The following is a 16,918-nucleotide window of genomic DNA, read 5'->3' on the forward strand; positions in this document are numbered from 1 at the left end:
ACAGGAGGCTCTCGATGGAGCACCCCATCATCTACGGTGTGTGCCACGACATCCACGTGGCACGGGTGACGGTCGCCGGCGCGCCGACCCGGCCGGGCATCGCGGCGGAGGTCTTCCGGTGTCTGGCCGATTCCGACGTCAAGTCGGACATGGCACAGAACACCACCGCGCCCGGCGGCCGCAACGATTTGTCCTTCGTCGTCCACGAGAGTAATGCGGCGACGGCGCTGGCTGTGCTGGAGCAGGCGCGGAAGGGCATCCGGTTCGAGTCCGTCAGCGTGGACATCGGAATCGGCAGGGTCGCCATGGTCGGTGCCAGCCTGCGCTCCAACTCGGAGATCATCGCCCGGTACTTCGAGTGTCTGCGCGACGCCGAGGTCGCCGTGGAGATGGTCGCCGCCACGGACACGTGCATCTCGGTGGTGACCCGGGAGCGGGACGCGGAGCGAGCTGCCTGGCACCTCAAGTCCACGTTCCAGCAGAGCGAGCCGAGCCGGCTGCTCCATCAACAGCCTCCGCCTTTCGTTATGTTGGTCAAGGGCGGGAACGGGACCGCTCCGTGATCGGTCATGACGAGGGGCTTGAATGCGAGACCAAGACAACACTGAACGACAGGTACGGGTCCTGATCGTCGGGGGGAGCCTGAGCGGCCTGTCGGCCGCCCTGTTCCTTGCTGCGAAGGGCGTCGAGTGTCTGGTCGTGGAACAGCGGCCAGGGACGTCGGTACATCCACGGGCGCGACTGGTGACGGCTCGTTCGATGGAGCTGTTCCGTTCAGTGGGCATCGAGGAGGCCGTCCGCAAGGCCGGAGATCCGGGGCCGATCGGTTTCGTCGTGGTGGACACCCTCGCGGATGCGCACTACGCGCCGACCGGGAACCATCACGACGAGACGCTCGACATCAGCCCGACCGGTATGCGCCTCTGCGATCAGCAGCAGCTGGAACCGCTGGTGCTGGCGAGGGCGCGGGAATTGGGCGCCGAGGTCCGGTTCGGGACGCGCTTCGAGAGCCTCGTCCAGGACGAGGACGGGGTCACGGCCACGCTGCGCCAGGCAGACGGTTCGGCAACCTCGGTCGTGCGCTGCGACTACCTGCTGGCCGCGGACGGGATCCGCAGCCCGGTGCGGGAGTCGCTGGGCATCGGCCGGCACGGCCCCGGCCCACTCGGTCGCTCGGTGAGTGCGATTTTCGATGCCGATCTGGAACCGGTGATCAGGGGACGGCGAGCCATGGCCGTGATCGTCAAGCGGGCCGGCTCCTTCCTGTTCGCCCGCGGCAACAGCGAGGCGCGCAGGTGGCAGCTCGGCTTCCCGCTGTTCGAGGGGATCGACTCCTCCCCGGAGGGGCTGCGTGAGCGGACGCGGGAGCTGGTGCGGACTGCCGCCGACGACCCGGAGCTGGATCTCACCGTTCACAGCGCCATGGCCTGGGAGAGCGCCGCCCTGGTCGCCGACCGGTTCCGGGACGGCCGCGTGTTCCTGGTGGGTGACTCCGCACACGCCATGCCTCCGGCCGGCGGGTTCGGCGGGAATACAGGGGTCCAGGACGGACACAATCTGGCCTGGAAGCTGGCGGCAGTGCTGGACGGCTCCGCCGGCGCGGCACTGCTCGACACCTACGACGCCGAGCGTCGACCGATCGCCGACTTCACCGTGCAGGAGACCATGGCGCGGATCGGACAGTCGTCCACCGAGTCTCGCGCGACGGTGCAGCTCGGGTACTGCTACCCGTCGCTGTGGGCGACAGTTCCCTGCAAGGACGCCTGCGACATGGCGGATGGCGAGGCCGTGATCGCGGAGAACCCCCACGAACCGTCGGGCCGTCCTGGAACCAGGGCCCCCCATGTGGTGCTGGACCACGGGGGACGGACAACCTCCACGCTTGACCTGTTCGGTGACGGCTTCGTCCTGATGACCGACGCCCAGGGCGAGTTGTGGCAGGCCTCGGTACCCGGTGTGACCGTACTGCGGATCGTGGGGCCCGGTGATGGCACGCCCGGCGAGGGTCCCGTCTATGTGGATGTCCACGGGACGTTCCGGGCGTTGTACGGAATCGGTCCCGGGGGAGCCGTGCTCGTCCGTCCTGACGGCTTCATCGGCTGGCGGACGGCATCGGACTCCGTCGGTGCGCGTGACCGGCTGGGTGCGGCCATGCTCGCCCTCACAGGCCGGGCACCCGCCGGCGGTCCCTGCTGAGCAGAGACCGCCGGACCGGCCGGGCACGAGCCGGGCTCTACAACACGGCGAAGGCCTGATCGAGGTCCTGGGCGGCGAGCGCGAGCACGAACGCCAGGATCCCGCGGGTGCGGACGGGGTTGATCCCCGTCAGTTGTTCGATCTTCTCCAGGCGGTAGGTCAGGGTACGCCGTGCAACGTTGAGTCGGCGGGCGGTCCTCGTCCGGTCCAGGTCCAGCGCGTAGAGAGTGCGGAGGGTCTTGAGGAGATCCGGAGTCTCCGCGATCGGGGCGATCAGCGAGATCAGCTCGCGGCGGTATTCACCGTCGCGGGAAATGGCGAGCTCGCTGACCACCTGATTGCTCTCGACGATGTTGCCCTCGAGCCCGGCGGCGTTGGCGAGCGATTCGAGTCTGGCGGCCTGCTGGACGGCCACCGAGAGTTCCGTACGGCCTGCGGTAACCGCGCCTGCGGGTGCGGCGAACGAGATGCCCACACCGTTGAGCGCCCCCACGATCTGGGCTGCCCGCTCGACCGTGCTCTGGCGGGAACGGATCGGGGCGAGGATGCACAGATGGTTGCCCACTTGGCAGCTTAACCCGAGGTCTCCGTTGGTCAGCGCCGCCGATGCCCGCGCGACGGTCGCGGCGCCGGGTACGGCCTCGCCGAGGACGCTGCCGACGACCACTGCGTACTCCTCCGCAAGTACGTGGTGTGCGGTGGCCGCGAGTTCGTCGGTTGCGGAGCCGTTGAGCATGAGGTCCGCGAGGACCCGGCGCGAGGTGTCCAGGCCTGCCTGCTTCTGAGCGTGCACATAGGCGAGACTGATCGCCGCGATGATCTCTTTCACCGCGGTGGACGCCCACTGCGTCAGCGACACCAGGTCGCTCTGTTCGCCCGGCCGTGCCGAAACCCAGCACGCCGCGACGGCTACGGAGCAGCCCACCTCCCAGGCGTGCAGCAGGGGTGTGATGCGCTCACCGCGCTCAGCCAGTTGCACCGCGGCGGCGGCGCACCGTGCGAGATCCTCCGACGACAGGCGGCCGCCCTCGCGGTAAAGATCCAACCCCCGGGCGACGACCGCACGGAGAGGCTCCATATGGTTTTCAGGGAAGGCGAGAGAGTCGCCACACTCGACATAAAGTTGAATTTTCAGCCAAATCTCCTGGGCGATTTCCTCCGTACGCCCGACGAGCCTGTTCAGTACGTCATCACGAGACAGCTCAAGCGTGCCCATCAACATCCCCCGTTGCATGTAGCACACTCCGGCACGACACCCCTGCTGGATGCAGGGTTGGGTGCGGAGCGCCGATTCGAAACAACGCTAACTTCGCATACACGCGAGCCCAGCTCCAGAAGATTTCCGAACCACCTCACCGTGATCTACATGACGTACATCACACACCCGCTCCCCCGCATCTCTTGGGATTCTCTTTACCGAACTCAGGAATAAGCTTGGCCATCGAGCCCGCACGGGCGACACCTTGTACCACCATTCGTGAAGGCAGCGACCAGGGATCCGGCCCACCCCAGGGCTTCCCACGTGTGCAGGCCCCACCACTCCACTTCGACACTGAGCATGGGGACGAGCGGCCGGCGGAACCGATAGTGGAATGGATGCGGTGGCCGCATCGGAGCCAGGCGAGGGGAAAACCGCAGTGTTCCTGGACCATGTCACTTTCGCTGTACGCGATCTGGACGAAATAGTTGCACAGATAGAAGGAAAACTGGGTGCCACCTTTGAGGCCCCGACTCACACCATTCCGGGAATCACGGGCCGAGTTGTTGCGCTGAACGGCACTTTCCTGGAAGTCATGGCCGTGTCGGATCCCGAACAGGCATCGCTTTCCCCGTTCGGTCAGAAATTTGTCCAGTACCTCGAAGAACGAGGCTCCGGCATCTTCTCGGCCACGCTGTGCACCAACGATCTCGCCGGGCTCCAGGAGAACCTTCCGGAGGGCGTCAAGAACTGTGGCCCTATTTCCACTTGGGTGCCCCAGCCCGACGGCTCCAAAATCCACTTCTCCTCACTGTTCTTCGGCCAGTACCACCTGATGCCGTGGGTCATCGAGTACCATTCCGAGCTTCCTGACATAGCCATCGACATGCGGCTACGCTCAGCCACCATCCAGGTGTCCGACCTCACCACGGCTGTCAGGCACTACCGGATGGTGTACGGAATCCCCGAGGACCGGGTGCAGATCGCAGACGGGACGGCCCGGTTGGAACTGCAAGACGGCTTCCTGCAGTTGAAGCAGGCCGCCCCTGAGGGCCTGTCCTCGATCGAGATCGAAGCCCCTGGCAAAACCCTCCGGCTGTCCCTCGACAAGGACTCGGTTGTTTTCCCGGACTGATCCTCCCTGCCCGTCAGCACGGTTTGAGGTGGGGTCGGGGCAGTCGGGAGCCGGAAGCGGAGGGCCGTCATTCCCGGACCTCCCGGCGAAGAGAGTAGGCAGCCCTTCTGCAACAGCCTTCAGGTGGGATGGGTTTCGTCGTGTTGGAGGGCGGTGCGGACGCCGGTGATGACCACGGCGATCAGGCAGAGGGCGATGACGGTCTCGGCCCACAGGAAGGCGAACCAGTCCATCACGCAGCCGATCGGGGGCGTGCCGGGAGCGTTGTTGCGGAACGCCGAGAGGGCGAACAGGGTGGCGGCCATCCAGCCGAGGGCGGCCCAGACCAGGCCCTCTCTGCGGGTCGTCATGTACCAGGCCCCGATGAGCACGGATGCCGCCAGCGCCCACATCACGATCATCATGAAGACCGCGAAGACGAGCAGGCTGCCCGATCGGGCCAGCCCCAGCCCCAGCCCCACGCCGGCAGCCTCTTCCTCGGACGGGGTGGGGGTCGCTGAGATCGAGAAGAGTGTGTCGTTGTTGGAGAACAGCATCCGCACCGGCACCTGCTTGCCGTCCAGCTGTGCCCAGAACTCGATGTCGGTCTCGTAGGTGTCGAACGGGTAGTCGCTGATCGATCCATCCGTGATCGCGACCTGCACATCCCTGATCGTGAGCCGCTCGTGCGCCTTGAACTCCAGATCGCCGAGGGTCTGCGCGGAGGTCTGGAGACTGAGATCGGACACCGGGGCGGTCCCGCCGTCCTCACCGAGGGTCCCGCGCGCAGTGACCCGGACCCGCAGTGCCAGCTCTCTGGCCGCGGCGTCGACGCTTTGGACGTCGGCCTCCACGTCCACCCGGTCGGCGGCCTGGGATCCGACCGCGTGGACCGTGTCGAGCGTCTGGCGCTCGGTGAACTGCAGCCACGACCCCAGGGCCACCGCCACCACGATCAGGACCGCGAGGGGAAGCAGGACCGGCAGCAGCGAGGCTCCCGAGCGACGCGGAGGACGTGATTCCCAGGTGGGGGCCATGGCGACTCCGACGGGGCGGGAAGGGAAACTGACTCGTCCGGCCCGACGTCCGTCCAGGTCGCCGATAGCGGCGGCCAGGACGGTGGCTCCAGGACGGTGGCTCCAGGACGGTCACTCGGGGGCGGAGCACGAGCGCTTTCAGGGCGCGGTCTTGAACTCCGGCGCCTCAAGGCTCTTCAGGCATTCGGTCTTCGGCGCGTCCGGGTTCTCGAAGAACGAGACGGCGATGTGCTGGGCGCACTTCGAGGTAGCGATCACCACGTGCGGCTCGTAGGGAATCGTGACGACCTTGGCCTTGCTCAGCGTGCGGGCCACGTACGCCCCGTTGTCCGCCCCGGTCTGGGCATCGAACGCACCCGACAGGGCGAGGGTGGGGATGTCGCTGGTCGTGACGTCCCGGATCGAGCGCGCGGCCGCGGGGATGTTCCAGGCGTCGCAGTCCGGATGGAGGAAGGTGAGCAGCGGAGCCTGGGCCTGCACCGAGCGGGGGAACGACGGGAACTCTTGCTGTCCGCCCTGGAGCGCCGCGTCCTTGCTCTCGTACGGCGTCCACGCACTGCAGAAGATGCCGTAAGCGAGACCGTGCGAAACCACGCCGATGCCCTTGGGATTGGTCCTCCAGGCCGCCCACTGCTGGGCGATCCGCTGCGGGTTGCCGTTCGCCAACTCGTCGATGGAGAGGGGTACGGCCTCCGCCGTGTGGGTGGCGGAGGTCAGCCAGTTCACCAGGGTCCCGCCGTCCAGCACGACCTTCACCGGCTTCTCGCTGCCGGGGACCGTGACGGTGGTGGTGACCGGCTTGGCTTCGAGGTCGCTGACGAGCTTCTCGAAGGTGGCCGACAGGTTCGGATAGCGCTTGTTGCAGGCCGGCTGGTCCGCGCAGGCCTGGAACAGGCCGTCGACGCCCTGCCGGAAGCTGCTCCAGGTCGAGGCCGACCCGGACCTGGACGGCGGCAGGATGCCGTCGATGCCCACCGAGCGGATTCCCTCGGGGTGCAGTCGCATGGAAACCAGCGCCAGGTGGGTGCCGTAGGAGATGCCGTACAGGTTCCACTGCTCGACGCCCAGCGCGGTGCGCAGGTCCGCGTAATCGGCGGCGCTCTCGGTGTCGTTGTAGGCACTGAGGTCTATCCCGCGGGCCGCCAGCTTGTCGCGGCAGGCCTTCGTCGCCCCGACGTGCAGACGTTCGGTGGACGGAGCGTCGTAGACCAGGCCGACCACGCGTGCGTTGAACTCGTCGACGTTGGGACAGAGGAGCTCCGGGTCGGCCGAGTACGTCCCGCGTTGGGACATGAGGATCAGGTCACGGTCGCGGTTCAGGCCGCCGTCGACGGCCATCTTCGCCTCTCCCACGGCGTCGTCCCCGGGTCCGCCCGCGAGCCACACGATGGGGTCGGGTTTCGGTGTGTCGGCCACGGCGGGCACGATCGCGACACCGAGTCTGATCGTCTTGCCGGTTGGTTTGGCGCGGTTCTCGGGGACGGTGAGCGTTCCGCAACGGGCCCCTTCCAGCTCCTCGATCGGGTCCGTCGTCTTCGGGCAGGGACCCGGTTCGAAGCCGGCGTCGCCCACCGTCCGGGCGACCGTGCCGATCGGCGGTCCGGGGCTGGTCTCGGTGCGGGACTGTGCCTGGGCAGGGGCTGTGAGCAGGCCGGTGACGAGGAGACCGGTCGCCAGGCCGGCCGACGTTGCCAGGAGTCGTCGTGCGGTGCGCGGACGACGGGGCGCTGGGTGAAGAGTCATCTGCACTCCCGGCTATTTCGGGATGATCGTGAACGGCTGGGGCTTGAGGTCGTCCACGCAACTGGTGTCGGGCGCGGTCGGGCGAGCGAGGAACGAGGCCAGCACGCTTTGCGCGCAGGGCGACTGCGGGACGACCCAGTGGCCGATTCCGGGGACCTGCACGGAGGTCGAGTTGGACAGGTTGCGGGCCACGCCCTTCGCCCAACTCGCCCCGGTCTTCACGTCGAACGTGCCGGAGACGACGAGTGCCGGCACCGAGCTGAACGTGGGCACCCGTTGGACGGACGCGCGGTCCGGAACGTTCCAGATCCCGCACACCGGGTACTGGAAGGGCAGCTGCGGAGGCTGGGCCAGGACCGTGTCCGGCCACCCGGGGAAGGCCTTCTGCCCCGCCTTCAGCACGTCGGATTCCGAGTACCCCGGCGCCCATTCACTGCACGCGATCGAGTTCGTCAGGCCGTGCGCGAACTCGCCGACCTTCTGGACCGAGCCGGCCGCGCGGGCCTGTGCGAAGCGCTCCGGGTTCCCCTTGCTGAGTTCCTCGAGCGCTGCGGGCATGTCCTTGGGCCGGGGAGTGAAGGCGACGATCAGATTCAGCAGCGCGCCCCCATCAAGGACGGTCTTGACCGGCTTCCCGCCGTCCGGCGGCGCAACGTTCAGCGTCAGGGGCTGCGCCTCCAGCTTGCGGACCTGCTCCGTCAGCAGTTGGGGAAGATCCGGGTAGCGCTCCTTGCAGGCCGGCTGCGCCGCGCACGCCTCGAAGATGTTGTGGATCCCCTCGGCGGTGCTGCCCCATGTCCACGGCAGGGTCACGAACTGGGACGGTGCGATCGAGTCGATCGCCACCGCGCGGATTCCCTCGGGGTGCAGGCGCAGGTACGTGAGGGCCAGGTTGCTGCCGTAGGAGTACCCGTAGACGTTCCACTGGGGGATGCCCAGCGCGTTGCGCAGATCGGCGAAGTCCGCGGCGTTCTCGGTGCTGTTGTAGGCGCTCAGGTCGACTCCGTCGGCCGTGAGGCGGGCCCGGCAGTCCGTCACCGCCTTCAGCATGATGCGTTCCGCCTGCTGTGCGTCATAGCCCAGGCCCACGGCCTGCGCGTTGAACCGGTCGACCTCCGGGCAGGCGAGGTTCGGCTGGTCGTAGAGGTTGCCGCGCTGGGCCATGATGATCAGTTCGCGGTCCTTGTTCAGGCCGGAGTCGACGAGGAACGGAATGTCGTCGAACGTGTCGGCGCCGGGGCCGCCCGCCATGAACACCACGGGGTCCGCGGCGGGTTTGTCCGAGGCGGCCGGGATCCTCGCCACGGCCAGCTTGATGGTCCGGCTGCCCGGGCGGGAGCGGTTCTCGGGGACCTCGATGAAGCCGCACTTTGCGTTACTCAGCGCTTCGATGGGCTCGGGCGGCTTCGGACAGGGGCCGGGCACGAACCGGGGCGAGCCTGCCGGGCTGGGCTGCCCGGCTGACGGCGGACCCGCTGCAGCTGCGCTGCTCGGTACGGAGCCGAAGGCTGCCAGGCAGACCAGAGCGGTCGCGGCGGCAGCCGCGTGGATGCTGTGCTTTGGCATGTGATCTCGTTCCTCTGCCGACAGAGGCGACAGCCCTGCCGGGCCAGGCCGCAGCGGTTTGGGCGGAACGCGCGCTTCAACGCTACCCGGCGGGGCGCTCGTGCGCTCGCGGAGCGGTCACGCCCCGTGGCCGGGGGCGTACCCGGCGCCGCCCACCGGGTGGTTCTGGGACCAGGCGCTGTTTCCCGGGCCCCTGCGGTGCCTGCCGTCCGCAGACCTGTCCCTCGTCGTCCTGTCCCGTCTCCGGCCAAGCGGCCGCGGCCGCCCGCACCGCCGCGACATCGCCCAGCGGGGCAGCCAGGACATCGAGCGCACCCTGAACGAGGAGGGGCGCAAGCCGGCGGCCCACCCGCTCGGCGCTGAACGCTCGGCCGCCGCCGCAGCGCGCTGACCCGGCCGCGGACGTCCGAAGCTCGTCGCCCGGGCCCGCGCCGCCGGCTCGGTCCGGGGCCCCCGAAGTTCGAGGACCCCCTGGGCGACCTCGTTCGTGGTGGTATTGGCTGGTGTCGCAGGGCCGCAGGCATACGCGACCGGCGATGACCGCGAGAAGCGCAGCAGATGTTCTCCAGGGGCTGGTGCCCTCTCCTGACAGCCCGGGCTGTGCGGCGGCTGTCTGCGTTCAGGGAAGCGTTGTCCGGGAGGCGGGGAGGGGAAAGGCCGATCTGACGACCGGGCGCGCCATCACCCCGAAGACGGTCTTCGACATGGCATCCAACTCCAAGCAATGCACCGCAGACCTCGACAACCCGCCCGTCTGGACCCGGGACATCACCCTGGGCGACATGATGCGTCACACCAGCGGCATAAGCGACTACCAGGATCTGCTGGAGGCCAAGGGCATCAAGGTGACGGATCCGGCCGGCCAGCAGGAAGCGATCGCGGACTTGGAGAGCCGGGACGGCAAGCTGATGTCCCTGTTCCTCCTGCCATCAGAGCAACAGGAGGTCAGTGCTCACAGAGGGAGAATTCTCGTTCATAGAGCTGCTCATTGTGTTCGTTGACGAAGAACTTGCGTTCCTGCATGAGTTGTTCGCGGTGTTCCTTGGCCTGTTCAAGCGTCATGGTCGAGGTGTCGGACCATGGTTGTTGCGGTGGCACATCGGATGTCGAGACGATCTTTTCCGACGGATCAACCAGGAAGAACGCGAGAATCTTGCGATATCCCGGGCGGGTGGGGTCCGTGAGGCGGAATGAGCCGACGCGGTGTTGCAGGACGTTCGGGAACGCCAGACAGCGGCCCGCTGGGGTCGATGCCGATCCCAGCACCTGGTTCAGTGCGTCTTCGTCCTCCAGGCCGTAGACATCACGCAGGCCGTTGTCGTCGTTCTGTTCGTAGTGCGGGTCGTCGAGTGCCGCCCGGAAACTCAGCTCGCTGTCGGTGATGTTCTCGCTATCCCAGTAGTAAATGCCGGTCGAGACAATCCGCTCGTTCACCATCCCCTCGACATGCCAGGAACCGCCGGGGTACTCGGGCTTGTCCGGGGTGAGATGGATCGTGGCAAGCTTGACGATGACCTGGAGACGGCGGCCGCGCAGGTCTACTCGGGCGGATTCGGCGGGCAACTCGGGCGGGGTGAAGGCCGGGGCGTCGGGGATGACCGGACGGCGGTTTTCCCACCAGTCGTCCTGGGCCTCTTCCCATGCACGCAGGGCTTCTGCGTAGGCCCCCTCATCACTGTAGGAGGATTTGTCCGGATGCTCCGGCTCCGAGTCGTACCACCCGTAAGGATCGGCCTCGATCCGCAGGGGCCGCGGATGGCGCAGGTCGGTGAGCACGTTCTCCAGCAGCGGGAGCATGCACGCGAACAAGTCCGGTAGCACGGAGGCCAGTTCGTGATGAGCCTCGGGGTGGATGTTGTTGACGTACGAACGGAAGACGATATCGCCGTCGTCACTGACGTCGACGTCCGTGGGGAGCCACTGGAACCTCTCCGAGAATTCGTACCTTGAGTAACGGTCCGTCGGGTTCCGCCAAGCCCGCTCGGGCGCACCGCTCACCTCTCTCACCAGGCAGAAAAGTGAGGGATGAACCAGATCCAGCACCTGGCCGTCGGATCCGGGATGCCAGTCCTGTTCTGCTTCGGGGACCTGTTCCAGAACCCGGACCGCCTCGCGCAGCCGGGATCTGAGCTTGTCGTCGACCAGCGTGTCCGACTGCCACACCCCGTCGACGGCGGACACCTCGACGCCGGTCCGCCCGTCCCGCAGCGCGGCGTAATGCAGGAGTTCGGCGAGCACGTAACGAACCTGCGCTTCGCTGAGGCCCTGGGCGAGCGCCTCTTGCGTCCACCTGGCGACGATGTCGGCATCGTTCATCTTGTCGAACCACCCGGGCTTTGCCCGAATGTGTGAGCTGCACTGCATCATCTGAAGTTCCCGCAGCGTTCGGGGCGTCGCGAACGATATGGAACGGGAAGCATGAAAAGGCAGCGGGAAAGCAGACAGGCCGGTCAATTCTCTTGGTCCTCCGAGTCGGTGTGCGGTGGCGGGAAGGATACTTCAGCGGACTGACACCTCAGCCGTGTTCCCTGTCGTCGCCGGCCCCGGGAGCCCCGGGAGCCAGTGAGGGCCCGGCACTGCACCACCGGGGTGCGGGGGCGGTCATGGCTCCTCACGGGACGGGGATTCGAGGAGAGCGACCGTACGGAGACGCCCGGCCACGCATGTCAGGAAGCCTGACATGCGTCGTTGCCGTCGTGCCGGAGGCTCTCATGCCATGGAGTTCGCCCGTCCCGGCCGCCCGCGGTCGCACATCCCTGCCTCTACGAGCCCACGTCCTGAGCCCGGCCGCCACGCGACGGGCGCGGTGGACGTCAGGGGCAGGCGGTGGCCGGATCGTCGTGGATGAGCGCGCAGACCATCTGTGCGCCGCGCCGGTGGTCGGGGTACGCCGCGAGCAGCTCGGCCTTGAAGTCGGTCCACTGACGGATGATCTCGGCCTTGGCTCCGGCCGTGGCGTGCCCGAAGTTCTCGTCCGTCTTCGAGCGGGCGGATCCGGCGGTGTCCTTGTTCAGCACGCGGTTGTGGGCGACGCGGCCGTCGCAGTCGGCCGGTTTGACGCCGGTGGAGTCGAAGTCGGTGTAGCAGCCGGTGGCGAGGTCCGCCGGGATGCGTGCGCGCGCCTCCCGGGTCCAGTCGGCGTCCTTCATCGTGCTGTAGCGGCGGATGTCGAGGAAGGGCGCGACGTCCGTCCGCCCCAGTCCGGGCGGGTTGTCGAGGCCGATCGGGCCGGGGGCGGGCCGGTCGGCCCAGTTGGAGTGCGAGTAGAAGTCCTCGATCGGATGCCAGCCGCGACCGAGCTGCTCCAGAACGGCGCATTTGGCCCGCCCGGGTTTCTCCTCCCACGTGCAGGGCGAGGACAGGTCGCTCTGGTCGGCGCGCACCTTCCCGCCGGCGTCGACAAGTCCGTCGGCGGCCCGGACGGCGTTGCGGAAGCGGGTGACGGCAGTGCGGACGCATGCCAGGAGCTCGGTGGTGGCCTCGTCCCGGGTGCGCGGGTAGTCGGCGGCGTAGCGGGGGGCGAGGTAGTCGGCGTTGTCACAGTGCAGGGGGCCGATGTCGAAGTACGGGCGTTTGTCATCGGCATTGATCGCCCCGGCACGTGGATCGGCCATCGCGGTCAGCGTGACGGGCTCCCAGGGCAGCGCGGCCCGGGTGATGTCCTCGTGGTTGTCGCCGGTGAAGGCATGGGCGTGGCCGCCGGGCACGGCGGTCAGGGCCGCCGCCAGGAGGGCTGCGACGGCCGCGGAGGCGGCCCGGGGTACGCCGCGCCCTCGCCCGTGCAGGGAGCGTTCGACGGGGATCCGGGTCCATGGCCGCGGCGCAGGGGGCGCAGGCGGCTGCGTACGGCTCCCCGTCGGCGGGAGGACAGCCATGACTCCATGCTGCGCGCCCGGCCCGGCGTCCGCATGCGCGCAGCGGCTACGGCGACGGCTCCGGCGAGCGGGGCTGGGCCGACGGGATCCGTGGGTGAAGAACGGGGCGATGGGCACGGCCAGGGACAGGATGGCCCGTGCGCCCGCTCCTTCCGGCTCCCGAGCCGGGAACGGCGGAGCACCTGATCACGCTCTGCACGTTCCCGGCCGGGAGTGAGCTCGTACCGGCCGGGCGGCCGGAGGCAGTGCGACGCCACCGGCCGCTGCTCAGGTGGGGGACCGCAGGCTCCCGTCCGCGAAGACGGCCGGCCGCTCCTCCAGCCCGGCCCTGCAGGCCGGCCACCCCCGGGCGGTGACGGAGGACATCGCCGAGTCCCGCAGCAGACCCTCCTCCCCCGGCGCCCGCGAGGGGGACCAGCTCCGCAGGACCCCCTCGAAGCGTGCGCCCAGACCCTCGATCGCCGCCCACGAGCGCCGGTTGCGCGCGTCCGTCTTCAGATCGACACGCGCCCCACCCCAGACCTCGAACGCGTGCCGGAACAGGAGCAGTTTCGCCTCACGGTTGCCACCGGTGCGCTGCGCGGACGCGGCGAGCCAGGCGAAGCCGATCTCGACCGCGCGCAGCGGTCCCTCCCGCTCGTCCCACCACCGCGGGTCCCCAGAAGCCGGTCGCCCCCACCACCCGCCCCGAGGCCGCGTCGAGCTGCGCGTAGGGAGCGAGCCGGCCGGCCGCTGCCCGGGCCGGCTGCCGGTCGATGTACGCGCCGACCCCGTCGGCCCTGGGAACAAGCCCGGGATGCGGCGCTGGGGACGCGACACAAGGGGGCCCCGACCAGCCAGGGGGGGAGCGGCTGGTCGGGGCCCGGGCCCGGCCCGGCGGGGGGGGTGCCGGGCAGGGCGTACAGGGGGGCTGCCCCGTGGCGGGGCAGCCGGCTGGGCGCTTTGGGCTTCGGCGCCCTCCGCTGACCCGACCTCGCCCACGTTACCCCTGCGGTTGGCGCGCAACCCCTCGCCGCGCCCGCCCTCGCGGGCAGACCGAGGGCGGGCGCGGCGGACCGCGGCTTTCCCAGCGACGGGGGCAGGGCCCATCGGCCCCTCGCAGGGGTGCAGGGCTTAGTCCTCGGCAATGCTTCACGAGGACCTCGATGACCGAGTCGCCGTCCTTCACCAGGCAGAACGCGCTAGCCACGGCGTCCGCGATCGGTGGCGGACGAGGACGGCCGGCCCGTGGACGCGGTACGGAGGTAGGTGTTCAGGTGGTGGATGCGGGTCGGTGAGGCCTCACGGACGGCGGCGAGGATCTCGGGCTGGAGCGCGATCGGACGGTCGAGTCGCTGGAGGGTGTGGGGGTGGCCTGGGCGCCCAGGACGACAAACGTGCCCGGCGACACCAAAGACGGCGCATGCCCGCCTGCGTCACGCAAGCCTTCGAGCCAGTCGGGCCAGGCGTCCAAAGCCGCTCGGGCGAGCGCGAACTTCGCTACGGACGCCGGATGGTGGGACGTCGTATCGGTGACCTCCCGAAGCAGTTGAGCATCGCGCCGGCCGCGACCGTCGCCGCACCAGGCCTGGAAACCGGCCCGACCACCACCACCCGAAGCTCCGGGGAACGACGTGCAAGCTCCACCGCGACCGACAACCCGGGCACCCCGTTACCCGCCACCGCCACATCCGCATGCAACCGCCGCACCCCACCAGCCCTTACCGCGCCGAAAGTGTCCCGGAAGCCTCCCCCACACCCCTCACCACAAGCCACCCGCCGAACCCGCAGCACCGGAACCCGGCTGCCGAACCAGAGCCGACAATCCCCCGGCCGGGCGACACGACCCTGTTCGAGCGAGTTTCAGCGCCACCACCACAGGCACGCCAAGCCCACCAGGACCGACCAGAACATTCGTTCACCATTCGCCCCCGATTCGACCGTGACGCACCCGATCGGGAGCCGTTCCTAGAGCACCAGTACCAGCCATGCGCCCATCCGGAGGACCCCGTGAACCCGCCGCCGCCCCACCTCGCAACGCCTGCCTCAATCGAACATCCCAAGGCCGCCCTCTGCCCTCGCCCGGCGCACGGGCGCCAGGTTGACGCGCCCGTCACCCGCTCCCGTGCGTCACGACCGGCTGCCGGGAGGGCCGCATGAGCAAGGACGAGAAGACCGGATCCGGCGCCGCGGAGGTGTCGGAGTCCGAGCGGCTCCTCTTCGGCGGCGAGCTCGCCTACGACATCGGCTGGGAGCGGCACGAGGGTGCCTGGCTGAAGCTCGGGCTGTGGACCATGGCGAAGCAACTGCCGCGCCTGGCCGGGACCGGCCTGCGGCTCGCGCACCTGGCCGACGCCCGAGCCCTGCGCATCGTCCTGGCCTCCGAGGCCGGCCGGGGCATCGCCCAGGCTGTGGGGCTGGTCGCGGTCAACAGCATCCTCGCCCACATCCTCGGCACCGGCAGCACCAACGAGCGGCTCACCCGGGCGGTGCCCGCACTCGTGGTCGTGGCCATCACGGCGTTACTCGGGTCCCTGCTACGGTCTGCGTCGACGGCCGCAACGGGGGCGCTGGAGCCGAAGGTGCAGCGGGTGGCGACCGAGCAGTACCTGGGGCTGGTGCACCGGGTGGAGCTCTCCGCGATCGAGGACGATGAGTTCCACCGGCTCCTGGACGCCGCCCGGTACGGGGCGGACTCCGCACGGCGCATGATCCGCTACTGCACCAACACCCTGAACTCCGCGGTGTCGCTCATCGCCGCGGCCGGTGTGCTGATCGTTCTGCACCCCGTGCTGCTGCCGCTGCTGGTCCTGATGACCATGCCCAGCGCCTGGAGTTCGCTGACGATCGCCAAGCAGCGGTACGTCTCCTTCCACACCTTCGTCCAGCACGCCCGGGCCGGGCATCTGCTCGGTCAGCTGCTGGCCCAGAAGGAGGCGGCGGCAGAGGTCCGCGTCCACGGCGTCGGCCCGTTCCTGCTGGGCCACTTCCGGACCATGGCCGAGACCGGCGAACGCGAGCAGACCCGGCTGGCCCGCCGGGCCGCGCGCATCGGCCTCGTCGCCGACGGCGCCGGCGGAATCGCCACCCTCCTCGCCTACGGCGCGCTGGGTCTGCTGCTGTGGGGCGGGGCGATGGAACTCGCCGTCGCGGGCACGGCCGTCCTGGCCATCCGGACCGGCGCCGCCAGCCTGGACACACTGGTTTTGCAGATCACCGAGTTGCACCAGGAGTCGCTGTTCGTTGCCGACTTCGAGCGGCTGTGCCGGGAGGCGAGGACGCGGGCCATCCCCGTGGGCGGGCAGCCGCTGCCCGAGCGGCTGCGGGAGGTCCGATTCGAAAAGGTCACCTTCACCTATCCCAGCAGCGACGCCGCGAAGCCGGAACCTACACTGCGCGACGTCAGTCTGGCGTTCCCGACGGGAAAGATCACCGCGCTGGTGGGCGAGAACGGCTCCGGCAAGTCCACCCTGGTCAAACTGCTCGCCGGCCTGTACCTGCCCGACGAGGGAAGCGGGACGATCTGGTGGGACGACGTCGACGCCGCCACCGCGGACCGCGACCAGGTCTTCGGCCGCGTCGCCCTGATGTCGCAGGACTTCTACCACTGGCCGTTCACCTTCCGCGTGAACGTCGGCATCGGCCAGCCCGGCCAGGCCATCGACGACCCTGCGGTGGAGAAGGCCTCCGCCTTCTCCGGAGCCGACGAGGTACTCGTGGGGCTGCCGCGCGGGCTCGGCACCCTCCTGGCGCGCGGCTACCGCGGCGGCCACCAGATTTCCGGTGGCCAGTGGCAGCGCATCGGGATCGCCCGCGCCAAGTACCGGCAAGCGGACATCCTCATCGTGGACGAGCCCACCAGCGCCCTCGACGCGGTCGCCGAGCAGCGGGTCTTCGACCAGATCCGGGCGCTCGCCGCGACAACGGGGCAGACCATCGTGCTCATCACCCACCGCCTGCACTCCGTGCGCCACGCCAACCTCATCCACGTCCTCAAGGACGGCCGGGTCGTGGAGTCGGGGAGCTTCGCCGAGCTGATGAACGAGAAGACCGGCACCGGGGAATTCCGTTGTGCCTACCTCGTCCAGGCCGCCGCCTTCGACGCCTCTGTGCCGGCGCAGCCCGCCGGCGACCACGACGCACTGACCGCAAGGGACCGGTCGTGAGCACGGGCCCGTCATCTCTCGTCTGCCACCGGCCGCTCGCCGCT

Annotated in this window: 12 protein-coding genes and 1 pseudogene; 6 read left to right on the top strand and 7 right to left on the bottom strand. The window is 69.1% G+C overall.

Translation table 11 applies throughout. The features are described 5' to 3' along the window. Nucleotides 1–14: 14 nt before the first annotated feature. Nucleotides 15–563, top strand: a complete 549-nt coding sequence (locus ACGFZK_RS03625; protein WP_393847165.1) for an ACT domain-containing protein — start codon at nt 15–17, stop codon at nt 561–563. A 22-nt stretch (nt 564–585) separates the two neighbouring features. Continuing rightward, nucleotides 586–2,196: an FAD-dependent monooxygenase gene (locus tag ACGFZK_RS03630; RefSeq protein ID WP_393847166.1), complete on the top strand. Its 1,611-nt coding sequence runs from the start codon at nt 586–588 to the stop codon at nt 2,194–2,196. A gap of 37 nt (nt 2,197–2,233) precedes the next feature. On the opposite strand, the gene ACGFZK_RS03635 is transcribed toward ACGFZK_RS03630, so the two are convergent. Beyond that, nucleotides 2,234–3,412 carry a PucR family transcriptional regulator gene (locus ACGFZK_RS03635; RefSeq protein ID WP_393847167.1) on the bottom strand — a complete coding sequence of 393 codons (1,179 nt, stop codon included), beginning with the start codon at nt 3,410–3,412 and terminating at the stop codon, nt 2,234–2,236. 385 nt (nt 3,413–3,797) lie between these two features. Between ACGFZK_RS03635 and ACGFZK_RS03640 the strand changes: the two genes are divergently transcribed. Continuing rightward, nucleotides 3,798–4,529: a VOC family protein gene (locus ACGFZK_RS03640; protein WP_393847168.1), complete on the top strand. Its 732-nt coding sequence runs from the start codon at nt 3,798–3,800 to the stop codon at nt 4,527–4,529. 119 nt (nt 4,530–4,648) lie between these two features. Here the strand turns inward: ACGFZK_RS03640 and ACGFZK_RS03645 are convergent, their stop codons facing one another. The 3 genes from ACGFZK_RS03645 to ACGFZK_RS03655 all read right to left on the bottom strand — a co-directional run bounded on the left by ACGFZK_RS03645 (nt 4,649) and on the right by ACGFZK_RS03655 (nt 8,854). Continuing rightward, nucleotides 4,649–5,545, bottom strand: a complete 897-nt coding sequence (locus ACGFZK_RS03645; RefSeq protein WP_393847169.1) for a DUF4436 family protein — start codon at nt 5,543–5,545, stop codon at nt 4,649–4,651. A gap of 138 nt (nt 5,546–5,683) precedes the next feature. Then, complete coding sequence (locus ACGFZK_RS03650) at nt 5,684–7,288, bottom strand: alpha/beta fold hydrolase (RefSeq protein ID WP_393847170.1); 1,605 nt, start codon at nt 7,286–7,288, stop codon at nt 5,684–5,686. Between the two features lie 12 nt (nt 7,289–7,300). Continuing rightward, complete coding sequence (locus tag ACGFZK_RS03655; RefSeq protein ID WP_393847171.1) at nt 7,301–8,854, bottom strand: alpha/beta fold hydrolase; 1,554 nt, start codon at nt 8,852–8,854, stop codon at nt 7,301–7,303. Between the two features lie 100 nt (nt 8,855–8,954). Here ACGFZK_RS03655 and ACGFZK_RS03660 point away from each other — a divergent pair, with 100 nt between their 5' ends. Together ACGFZK_RS03660 and ACGFZK_RS03665 are read left to right on the top strand one after the other, a co-directional pair. Then, nucleotides 8,955–9,245: a hypothetical protein gene (locus ACGFZK_RS03660; protein ID WP_393847172.1), complete on the top strand. Its 291-nt coding sequence runs from the start codon at nt 8,955–8,957 to the stop codon at nt 9,243–9,245. A 145-nt stretch (nt 9,246–9,390) separates the two neighbouring features. Continuing rightward, nucleotides 9,391–9,855: a serine hydrolase gene (locus ACGFZK_RS03665; RefSeq protein ID WP_393847173.1), complete on the top strand. Its 465-nt coding sequence runs from the start codon at nt 9,391–9,393 to the stop codon at nt 9,853–9,855. Here the strand turns inward: ACGFZK_RS03665 and ACGFZK_RS03670 are convergent. From ACGFZK_RS03670 to ACGFZK_RS03680, 3 genes and pseudogenes are all read right to left on the bottom strand, one after another. Next, nucleotides 9,800–11,308, bottom strand: coding sequence for a DUF4246 domain-containing protein (locus tag ACGFZK_RS03670; protein WP_393847174.1), 1,509 nt, complete (start codon nt 11,306–11,308; stop codon nt 9,800–9,802). The two genes, ACGFZK_RS03665 and ACGFZK_RS03670, sit on opposite strands and share 56 nt — an antisense overlap. A gap of 359 nt (nt 11,309–11,667) precedes the next feature. Further along, nucleotides 11,668–12,729: a hypothetical protein gene (locus ACGFZK_RS03675; RefSeq protein WP_393847175.1), complete on the bottom strand. Its 1,062-nt coding sequence runs from the start codon at nt 12,727–12,729 to the stop codon at nt 11,668–11,670. A 267-nt stretch (nt 12,730–12,996) separates the two neighbouring features. Beyond that, a pseudogene (locus tag ACGFZK_RS03680) lies at nt 12,997–13,516 on the bottom strand (GNAT family N-acetyltransferase); the annotation flags it as partial. Nucleotides 13,517–14,864: 1,348 nt separating this feature from the next. Here ACGFZK_RS03680 and ACGFZK_RS03685 point away from each other — a divergent pair. Continuing rightward, entirely contained in the window at nt 14,865–16,874 is a 2,010-nt protein-coding gene (locus tag ACGFZK_RS03685) for an ATP-binding cassette domain-containing protein (protein ID WP_393847176.1), read from the top strand. Nucleotides 16,875–16,918: the final 44 nt, after the last annotated feature.

The sequence above is a fragment of the Streptomyces sp. NPDC048257 genome, assembly GCF_043201855.1.
GTDB lineage: Bacteria > Actinomycetota > Actinomycetes > Streptomycetales > Streptomycetaceae > Streptomyces.

What these genes read in the sequence shown, in the direction of transcription:
- ACGFZK_RS03625 (WP_393847165.1), top strand. Translation starts at nt 15, where the DNA reads ATGGAGCACCCCATCATCTACGGTGTGTGCCACGACATCCACGTGGCA.
- ACGFZK_RS03630 (WP_393847166.1), top strand. Translation starts at nt 586, where the DNA reads ATGCGAGACCAAGACAACACTGAACGACAGGTACGGGTCCTGATCGTC.
- ACGFZK_RS03635 (WP_393847167.1), bottom strand. Translation starts at nt 3,412, where the DNA reads ATGGGCACGCTTGAGCTGTCTCGTGATGACGTACTGAACAGGCTCGTC.
- ACGFZK_RS03645 (WP_393847169.1), bottom strand. Translation starts at nt 5,545, where the DNA reads ATGGCCCCCACCTGGGAATCACGTCCTCCGCGTCGCTCGGGAGCCTCG.
- ACGFZK_RS03650 (WP_393847170.1), bottom strand. Translation starts at nt 7,288, where the DNA reads ATGACTCTTCACCCAGCGCCCCGTCGTCCGCGCACCGCACGACGACTC.
- ACGFZK_RS03655 (WP_393847171.1), bottom strand. Translation starts at nt 8,854, where the DNA reads ATGCCAAAGCACAGCATCCACGCGGCTGCCGCCGCGACCGCTCTGGTC.
- ACGFZK_RS03665 (WP_393847173.1), top strand. Translation starts at nt 9,391, where the DNA reads ATGACCGCGAGAAGCGCAGCAGATGTTCTCCAGGGGCTGGTGCCCTCT.
- ACGFZK_RS03675 (WP_393847175.1), bottom strand. Translation starts at nt 12,729, where the DNA reads ATGGCTGTCCTCCCGCCGACGGGGAGCCGTACGCAGCCGCCTGCGCCC.
- ACGFZK_RS03685 (WP_393847176.1), top strand. Translation starts at nt 14,865, where the DNA reads ATGAGCAAGGACGAGAAGACCGGATCCGGCGCCGCGGAGGTGTCGGAG.